We start from the raw sequence: 8,568 nt of genomic DNA, 5'->3' as shown, positions 1-8,568 counted from the left end.
GCCCAGCAGCTGATGGCCCGGCACAGCATCGACGCGGCCGCGCTGGCCGCCGCGCACGGCGGCGGCCCGGACGCCCCGTCCGCCCGCAGGATCGGCGTGGACCGGCCCTACGAAGGCGCGAAGGCCCTCCTCCTCGACGCGGTGGCCGCCGCGAACCGCTGCGAGTCCGTCTGGTCCGCGGAATTCGGCTTCGCCACCGTCGTCGGGCACCCCGCCGACCTGGAAGCCGTCGAGGTGATGTTCACCTCGTTGCTGGTCCAGGCCGACCGCGCCCTGCACCGCGGCCGCTCCTCCCGCTCCCGCGACTTCCGCGAGTCCTTCCTGATCGCGTACGCCGCCCGGGTCCGCGAACGCCTCACCGCCGCCACCGACGCGGAGGTCGCCGAGGCCGCCCGCGAGGTCGGCCCCGCACTGCTGCCGGCCCTGGCCGCACGCGACCTCGCGGTGCGCGACACCACCCGGCGGCTGTTCCCCCGTACCACCGCCACCCGCCTCAAGGGCCGCGACCCGGACGGCTGGCACGACGGCCGTACCGCCGCCGACCGCGCCCAACTCCGGCACGCCTAGGACCCGTTGGCCGCGACTGAGTCCATCCCCATCCCCATCCCACGCCCGCAGTCGCATCCTCAGCCGTGGCCGGTGTCGATCACGCAGAAGCGGTTCCCCTCGGTGCCCGCGAGCACCACGTCGCCGACGCCCAACACCACCGAACCGATTCTCAGCATGGCCCGCATTCTCCCCGGACCCGGACCCGCGGGCCCGGCACATGCGGGCGGCCCCGGAGCAGAAAGCACCGGGGCCGCCCGTGGGTCGAGTCGACCGGCTCACGCCGTGAGCGGGCTGAGCACCAACGGTCTGACCTTGCCCTCGATCATCGCGCCGAGTCCGCGGACGGCGACCGTGTCGGGGTTGGGCGCCACGTTCACCGGGATGTTCGTGGCCTCGCGGAGCATCAGATCGAGCCCGGGCATGCGCGCGCTGCCGCCGGCCAGCATGATGCCGCGGTCGGCCAGGTCGGAGACGAGGTCGGGAGGGCAGCGGCGCAGCACGGACGTGATGGCGTCGAGCACCGCGTTGAGCGGGGTCCGCATCGCGCTGCGCACCACCTCGGTCTCGACCAGGACCGACCGGGCCAGCCCGCTGGCCACGTCCCGCCCGTACACCTCGGTGGTGGTGGTCCCGCCGGACTCGACCGTGCCGAGCACCTTGTGCAGCGGCCGCACCGACTGGCTCGGCAGCATCAGCGCGTGATTGCTGCGCAGGTGGTCCACGACCGCCCGGTCGATGGCGTCGCCGCCGACCGGCACGGTCTCCGCGGCCACGATGGAGCCGAGCGAGAGGACCGCGACCTGGGTGGTGCCCGCCCCGCACACCACGATCATCGTGGCCTCGGGGTGCTCCACGGGCAGCCCGCAGCCGACCGCGGCGGAGATCAGCGTGTCCACCATCTCGACCCGGCGCGCGCCGAGCCCGTACATCGTCTCGACGGCGGCGCGGCGGGCGATCGGGGCGCTGCCGTGCGGCATGCACACCGCCGCGCGCAGCACGGGGGTGCCGCGCAGCCGCAGCCAGCGCCGGCCGAGCTTGTCGCCGAGCACGTGCCGCAGCATCCGCTGGGCCATCTCGATGTCGACGACGGCGCCGCCGGCCACCGGGCGGGCCACCCGGATGTGGTCGGGGGTGCGGCCGGCCATCGTCTCGGCCTGCTTGCCGACGGCGATCAGCGCGCCGGTGCGGATGTCCACCGCGGCGACGCTCGGCTCGTCCACCACGAGCCCGCTGCGGCGCAGGTAGATCCGGGTGCGGGCGGCACCGATGTCCACCGCGATGTTGCAGCGCCGCAGTTGGTCGAGGGTGGGGGACAGGACGTCGGGGTTCACAGCGCACTCCCGTACGGCGGTTTCCGCGGGTGGTAGTTGGCCAGCGCCCAGATCACGAACGTGTCGATCGCGACCATGATGATCGCCCAGATCGGCTGGTAGGGCAGGAACATGAAGTTCGCGATCAGGCTCAGTCCGGCGATGAAGATGCCGATGAACCGCGCCCACCCCAGGCCGCGCAGCACGCAGTAGCCGACGAGCAGGGCTATGACGCCCAGGACCAGGTGGATCCAGCCCCACGCGGTCACGTTGAACTTGTAGACGTAGCTGCCGTGGGTGCGCACGTAGACGACGTCCTTGGCGATGCCGACGATTCCTTCGAGGATCGCCAGCACGCCGTTGATCATCAGCATCAGCCCGGCGAAGACGGCGCCGCCGGCGGCCCAGGCGTTGCGCGAGTCGTCGCGCGGGTCGTGGCCGGTCGAGCCCGGTGGTTTCGACCCGGGGGGTGGGTTGGCTGTGGTGGAGTGGCTCATTGCGGGCTCCCGAGAATGCGTCGGCGTCCACGGCGGGCTCACCCGGCCGAGTATGCGGCGCAACCGCACCAACCCGGGCGAAAACCTGCCCTCATGACAAGAGGATTTGCCGGATTGTCGGACTTAGCGAGCGATGTTGCGCCGAACGGGCAGCGGCCGTACGGGCAAACGCCCCCGTACGGCGCAACGCGGCGCGGTACGGGGGCGGTAGGGAACCCGGTGCGGAAATCGGCGCGGAAAGGTGCGGAACCCGGTACGGAAATCGGTGCGGAAACTGGTGCCGCAACCGCTGCCGCGACCGGTGTGGAACGGCGTGCCGCTCGCCGCGGAAGACGGCGTGCGGGAGCGGTCCGGCGCGCGGCATCGTAGACGTGTGGGCCGTTGCGGAAGGGCGCCGGGCTACTCCGCGTCCTCCAGGCGGAAGCCGACCTTCAGGCCGACCTGGTAGTGCTCGATCTCGCCCTCGACGATGTGCCCGCGCACCTGCGTGATCTCGAACCAGTCCAGACCGCGCACGGTGCGCGAGGCGCGCCGGATGCCGTTGCGGACGGCGGCGTCCACGCCCTCGGTGGAGGTGCCGACGATCTCGGTGACGCGGTAGGTGTGCTCAGCCATGGCGATGTCCCTTTCGTGTGGGGGGAGCGGCCCCGCTCAGTGGTGGAACGCGGTGGCCACCGACTCGGGGCGGTTCAACGGGTGCGACTGGCGGCGCAGTTCGGGCAGCAGCTTGGCCACGTCCTCCATCAGCAGGTCGGCCAGGTCCTCGGAGAAGCCGTTGCGGCACACCACCCGCAGCACCGCCAGGTCCTGCCGGTTCGCCGGGTAGGTGTACGCGGGGACCAGCCAGCCGTGTTCGCGCAGCCGCCGCGAGACGTCGAACACGTCGTACGCCGTCACGTCCGGCGCGGTGGTGACCGCGAACACCGGGAGCTGGTCGCCCTCGGTGATGAGCCGGAAGTCGTCCAGCGCCTGGAAGCGCTGCGCGACGCTGGTGGCCACGTCCCGGCTGGACTGCTGCACGGCGCGGTAGCCGTCGCGGCCCAGCCGCAGGAAGGAGTAGTACTGCGCGACCACTTGGGCACCCGGGCGGGAGAAGTTCAGCGCGAAGGTGGGCATGTCGCCGCCGAGGTAGTTCACCCGGAAGACCAGCTCCTCCGGCAGCGACTCGGCGTCACGCCACAGCGCCCAGCCGACGCCGGGGTAGACCAGCCCGTACTTGTGCCCGGAGGTGTTGATCGAGGAGACCCGCGGCAGCCGGAAGTCCCACTCCAGGTCCGGGTCGAGGAACGGTGCGATCATGCCGCCGGAGGCGCCGTCCACGTGCACGGGGATGTGGATGCCGGTGCGCTGCTCGTGGTCGTCCAGGGCCGCGCAGATCTCGGCGACCGGCTCGTACGACCCGTCGAAGGTGGAGCCGAGGACGGCCACCACGCCGATGGTGTTCTCGTCGCACAGCGCCAGCGCCGCCTCGGCGTCCAGGTGCAGCCGGTCGCCGCTCATCGGCGCGAGCCGCGGCTCGACCTCCCAGAACGTGCAGAACTTCTCCCAGCACACCTGGACGTTGGCGCCCATCACCAGGTTCGGCCGGGCGGTGGCCGGGTAGCCCGGGGTGCGCTGGGACCAGCGGCGCTTGAGCGCCATCCCGGCGAGCATGCAGGCTTCGGACGAGCCGGTGGTCGAGCAGCCGACGACCGCGCCGGGATCGGGGGCGTTCCACAGGTCGGCGAGCATCGACACGCAGCGCCGCTCCAGCTCGGCGGTACGCGGGTACTCGTCCTTGTCGATCATGTTCTTGTCGACGCACTCCGCCATCAGCACGTTGGCCTGCGGCTCCATCCACGTGGTCACGAACGTGGCGAGGTTGAGCCGGGAGTTGCCGTCGAGCATCAACTCGTCGTGCACGAGCTGGTACGCCGCGGCAGGCGTCATCGGACCGTCCGGCAGTTGGTGCTTCGGCGGTGCGGTCTGCATGGCCCCGATCGGATCGGCGGCGCCGAGGAAGAAGGGATTCACGGAGACCTCGTGCGACGTGCCCGAGCCTTTGTGCAACGACATACGGGGGACCCTCCCAGCAGCGGAGCGGCGACCGCCCGGGCCGTCCAGCCCGTACCGTCGTACCGCCGTACGCGCCCGACGTTACGGGCAGACGGCGCCGCTCGCAGGCCCTACGACTCCCTTGGGAGCAGCGCTTCCTGGGTGAACCGGTGCAGGGCGCGGGCGAATGCCTCGGCCTCGGCGGGCGGCCAGTGCGCGAGGTAGGCGTCGAACCGCTCGGCCAGACGGGCGCGCATCCGGGTCACCACGCGCTCGCCCTCGGCGGTCGGTACGAGCAGGCTCGCGCGGCGGTCCGAGGGGTCGGGTTCCCGCCGGAGCAGGCCCGCGCCCTGGAGGCGGTCCGCGTGCCGGCTGACCACGGAGCGGTCCAGGCCGATGTCGTGGCCGAGGCGGGCGGCGCTGCGGGGGCCTCCCCGGGCCAGGCCGCTCAACACGGGGTAGGTGGCCTCGTCCAGGGCCGGGCCCAGGCCCGCGGTGAGTTCGCCGTAGACCACGGCGCGGGATTCACGGCGGACGATGTCCCCGAAGTCCTCGGCGATCCGCTCCCCGGCGGTGGATTCGGTCATCCGCTCAGCTTAGACCGTGCATGCCGCACGTACCTCCTGCGGAGTGGCCGCCCCTGACCCTCCCGGGCGCCCATCTTCTCCCCGTCCCGGGACCACCACTCGGTGGTGGGGTGCGGTGCTCTACGGTTCCCCGCCGCCGGGGTGGCGGTCCGTCCCCGGGTGCCGCCCGGTGGTGGGCCGGTCGCTCCGTTCTCCCCCCAGAGCTTCGCCTGGGTGGTGCCCCCATCCGCCACCCAGCGGCCGGTAGACAGGCACGTGCCGCAAGGGGCACCCACCCAGGCGAGGTAGCCAGTTCGCAGGGGCTCGTCAGGAGGACTTCGCCTTCTGGATCTTGAGGCCGGCCAGGAAGGCCCGCAGATCGGCGGGGGCCGTTTTGGAGATCACGGTGTGCGGGCCGACGCCGGGCACGAAGACGACTCCCATCGTCTTGTCCTGCCACTCGCACCGGGTGAACCCGCGGGTGCCGGTGGTGAGCATGTCGGCGCACTTGATGTCGCCGTCGGACTTGCCGGAGGCATAGTGGTGGACGGCGCCGGTGTGCACGTCGTCGCCGGTGAGCGCGGACGTCACGGTGTCGTTGTCGCTGTCGGGCGAGAGGTCGATCCCCGGGTCGCGGTAGAGGGTGATCCAGGCTTCCTTGCCGCCCGGCGCGGTGTAGGTCACGTCGACCGGGCCCTTGGCGAGGTCGGTGTTGCCGTTGGAAGCGGGCGCGGTGTCGTGGTCCGAGCGGGCGTACAACCCGAAGAGGTCGGGAAGGACGGCCGTGTGCTTCGCCGGGGTGTGGTCGGTGTTGGCCTCCACCACCCACCAGATGAGCAGCCCCGCCACGACCGCGCCCGCGACGCCACCGGCGATCCGGGCGCGCAGCCTGCCCCGGGCGGAACGCCGCTCGGGGTCGGGAACGGATATCGGGGTGAAGGCGAACGGCTCGTCTTCGTTCAGGGTGCTGTCGGGCACGGACTTCTCCTGGCATGGGCGAGTCAACGGTGGTCACCGTAGCCGCTTCATCCGCGCGGCGTGCGTCATCCTGGCAGGTGGGCTCCCGGCCGCGAACCGGGTGAGCCCGTAACGGAATCCGGCCAACGCCAACGCCAACGCCAACGCCAAACGCCAAACGCCCGCGCCAAGATCCGCGCCGCGGCCCGCGTTACGGCCGCGCCCGGTCAGAAGCCGAGCGCGCGCCCGGGGCCGAGGCAGCCACCCCGCAGGGGCACGTATCCACGACTACTCCAGCCGCGGCTGATGCGCGGGCGCCGGGCAGATCCGGTTGCCCTCGCGGTCGAAGACATAGAGGTGCGCGAGGTCCACGAGGAGCGGCACCCGGTCGCCGCGCCGTACCCGGATGTCGGGGCCGGTGCGGACCACGAGGTCACCGGTCTGGGTCTCCGGCGACCCCTGCGGCCGGTCGATGACGGCGGCCGGGGCCTGGCCTGGCCGGGCCGGTACCCCGTTCGCACCCTCGCGCGCCGGCGTCGACGCCTGGATGCGCCGGGCCGCCTTCTGCGCGAGCTTGCCGATGCCGCCGCCGGAGCCGTTCGCGGCCCGGCGGCTGCCGGTCCTGACGGCGGCGGCGGGCCGGGGCGCCTCCAGCTCGGGCACCACCGCGGGCCGGGACCCGGTGTTGAGGTGCACCAGCGACTCATGCCCCTGGTACTCCACATGTTCGACGATCCCGCTGATCACGACCTCGCCGTCGTGCGCCTGGCTGGGCTGGGCGATCCGTACCGCCTCCGAGCGCAGACCGACGATGATCGGCCGGCCCTGCTGGATGCGTAGCATCTGGTGGTCGTAGTTGAGCGGCTCGGGCAGGCCCAGTCGCTGGCGGCCGAAGTCGATCCACATCCCTCCGCTGAGTGGAGCGATCACGGTCGCCTGGAGCAGGTTGATCCGGGGAGTGCCGACGAACGCGGCCACGAACACGTTCTCCGGCAGGTGATACGCGTCACGGGGGCTGCTGAGCTGCTGGAGCACCCCGCTGCGCATGATCGCCACCCGGTCGCCGAGCGACATCGCCTCGGCCTGGTCGTGGGTGACGTAGACGGTGGTGACACCCATGCCGTGGGTGAGGCGGGCTATCTCGGCGCGCAGGTGCGCGCGCAGCTTCGCGTCGAGGTTCGACAGCGGCTCGTCCATCAGGAAGACCGAGGGGTGCCGGGAGATCGCCCGGCCCATCGCGACGCGCTGCCGCTCACCGCCGGACAGCTGCCCGGGGTAGCGGTCCAGGATCTCCTCGATCCCGAGGATGCGGGCGGTCTCGTCCACCCGGGGCCCGGGCTCCTCGCCGGGCATCTCGAAGCGCAGCGGGAAGCCGATGTTCTCCCGGCTGGTCATGCTCGGGTAGAGGGCGAAATTCTGGAAGACCATGGCCATTTTCCGGTCGCCCGGGGCCAGGTCGTTGGAGTACTCGCCGTCGAGCAGCAGCTCGCCGGTGGTGATGTCCTCCAGGCCGGCGATCATCCGCAGGACCGTCGACTTTCCGCAGCCCGAGGGGCCGAGCAGCACCAGGAACTCACCTGGTGCGATGTCCAGCGAGAACCGGTCGACGGCCGGCGACGGCTGCTTGGGGTAGTACTTGGAAACTTCGTGCAGAGTGATGGCGCGAGTCATAACGGGAGCCGCCAGGTAGTTCGGGCACGGTGACGGGTACGTGGGGGGAGGTTTTGCGCACAGGCGCTCCACAGGTGCCGATTGGGTGTGACGTGTGTGGCCTGCGTGACTTGCCGGACTTGCGAAGATGCGTGGTTGACGCTGCGCAGACGGTAGTGCACTACTCGTAGGTTGCGGAACGCTTGTATCAACACTGGATTGATACTTTTGACTCGTGATGAACCTCGCGCTCGGCCCGAGCTGGCTCGACCCGAACCATCTGATCAACACCTACGGCCTGTGGGGCGTGCTGCTGGTCGTGTTCGCCGAGTCCGGACTGCTGATCGGATTCTTCCTGCCCGGTGACTCCCTGCTGTTCACCACCGGGCTGCTCGTCGCGTCCGGCACCCTGCACCAGCCGCTGGCCGTGGTGGCGGCGCTGATCGCGGTGGCGGCGGTGGTGGGGGAGCAGACCGGGTACTGGTTCGGGCGCAAGGTCGGGCCCTCGCTCTTCTCCCGGCCGGAGTCCCGGCTCTTCAAGATGGAGAACATCGAGAAGGCGCACGCCTTCTTCGAGCGGCACGGGCCGAAGGCGATCGTGATGGCCTGCTTCGTGCCGATCGTGCGGACCTTCACCCCGATCGTGGCCGGCGTCAGCCGGATGAACTACCGCACCTTCGCGACCTTCAACATCATCGGCGGGACGCTGTGGGGCGCCGGCGTCACCCTGCTGGGTTACTGGCTCGGACAGATCGCGTTCGTCCGCGACAACATCGAGGCGATTCTCGTCCTGGTCGTGCTCGTCTCGGTGGTTCCGGTCGGCATCGAGTTCATGCGCTCGCGGAAGAAGTCCGCCGCGGCGGCGAGTACGGGCGCGGTGGCGAGCACGGGCGCGGGCGCGGGCTCGGGTTCGACCGTGGGCGGGGCGACGGGCGAGGCGGTGGGCGAAGGGGCCGCGCCGGCCGCCGACCCGGGCTCCGAGGCGACCGCCGCCACCGCCACGCG

At 71.4% G+C, this 8,568-nt stretch carries 9 protein-coding genes; 2 read left to right on the top strand and 7 right to left on the bottom strand.

Features of this window, described 5'->3' with window-relative positions; genetic code table 11:
* Nucleotides 1-567 (top strand): DUF7168 domain-containing protein (locus AC13HU_RS24980; protein ID WP_483044186.1); only part of this gene is annotated, 567 nt, incomplete at its 5' end.
* 257 nt (nt 568-824) lie between these two features.
* On the opposite strand, the gene AC13HU_RS24975 is transcribed toward AC13HU_RS24980, so the two are convergent.
* The 7 genes from AC13HU_RS24975 to AC13HU_RS24945 all read right to left on the bottom strand — a co-directional run bounded on the left by AC13HU_RS24975 (nt 825) and on the right by AC13HU_RS24945 (nt 7,584).
* On the bottom strand, nt 825-1,865 hold the full coding sequence (locus tag AC13HU_RS24975) for a rod shape-determining protein (protein ID WP_483044187.1): 1,041 nt from the start codon (nt 1,863-1,865) through the stop codon (nt 825-827).
* Between the two features lie 11 nt (nt 1,866-1,876).
* Complete coding sequence (locus tag AC13HU_RS24970; RefSeq protein ID WP_483044185.1) at nt 1,877-2,356, bottom strand: DUF7144 family membrane protein; 480 nt, start codon at nt 2,354-2,356, stop codon at nt 1,877-1,879.
* Between the two features lie 399 nt (nt 2,357-2,755).
* Nucleotides 2,756-2,971 (bottom strand): dodecin, encoded by a 216-nt coding sequence (locus AC13HU_RS24965; RefSeq protein WP_483044184.1) that lies wholly within the window; start codon nt 2,969-2,971, stop codon nt 2,756-2,758.
* Between the two features lie 36 nt (nt 2,972-3,007).
* Complete coding sequence (gad, locus tag AC13HU_RS24960) at nt 3,008-4,411, bottom strand: glutamate decarboxylase (RefSeq protein ID WP_483044183.1); 1,404 nt, start codon at nt 4,409-4,411, stop codon at nt 3,008-3,010.
* A 110-nt stretch (nt 4,412-4,521) separates the two neighbouring features.
* Nucleotides 4,522-4,977, bottom strand: a complete 456-nt coding sequence (locus AC13HU_RS24955) for a MarR family winged helix-turn-helix transcriptional regulator (RefSeq protein WP_483044182.1) — start codon at nt 4,975-4,977, stop codon at nt 4,522-4,524.
* A 306-nt stretch (nt 4,978-5,283) separates the two neighbouring features.
* Nucleotides 5,284-5,934 carry a hypothetical protein gene (locus AC13HU_RS24950; protein ID WP_483044181.1) on the bottom strand — a complete coding sequence of 217 codons (651 nt, stop codon included), beginning with the start codon at nt 5,932-5,934 and terminating at the stop codon, nt 5,284-5,286.
* Nucleotides 5,935-6,201: 267 nt separating this feature from the next.
* Nucleotides 6,202-7,584 carry an ABC transporter ATP-binding protein gene (locus tag AC13HU_RS24945; protein ID WP_483044180.1) on the bottom strand — a complete coding sequence of 461 codons (1,383 nt, stop codon included), beginning with the start codon at nt 7,582-7,584 and terminating at the stop codon, nt 6,202-6,204.
* Between the two features lie 214 nt (nt 7,585-7,798).
* On the opposite strand from AC13HU_RS24945, the gene AC13HU_RS24940 reads away from it, so the two are divergent.
* Nucleotides 7,799-8,568 (top strand): DedA family protein (locus AC13HU_RS24940; protein ID WP_483044179.1); only part of this gene is annotated, 770 nt, incomplete at its 3' end.

Source organism: Streptomyces sp. NH27 (assembly GCF_056859195.1).
Note: the sequence above shows the minus strand (reverse complement) of the source record. Positions and strands in the feature narration are given on the sequence as shown.

Coding starts and splice junctions, on each gene's coding strand:
- AC13HU_RS24955 (WP_483044182.1), bottom strand. CDS start 4,977: ATGACCGAATCCACCGCCGGGGAGCGGATCGCCGAGGACTTCGGGGAC.
- AC13HU_RS24970 (WP_483044185.1), bottom strand. CDS start 2,356: ATGAGCCACTCCACCACAGCCAACCCACCCCCCGGGTCGAAACCACCG.
- AC13HU_RS24965 (WP_483044184.1), bottom strand. CDS start 2,971: ATGGCTGAGCACACCTACCGCGTCACCGAGATCGTCGGCACCTCCACC.
- gad (WP_483044183.1), bottom strand. CDS start 4,411: ATGTCGTTGCACAAAGGCTCGGGCACGTCGCACGAGGTCTCCGTGAAT.
- AC13HU_RS24945 (WP_483044180.1), bottom strand. CDS start 7,584: ATGACTCGCGCCATCACTCTGCACGAAGTTTCCAAGTACTACCCCAAG.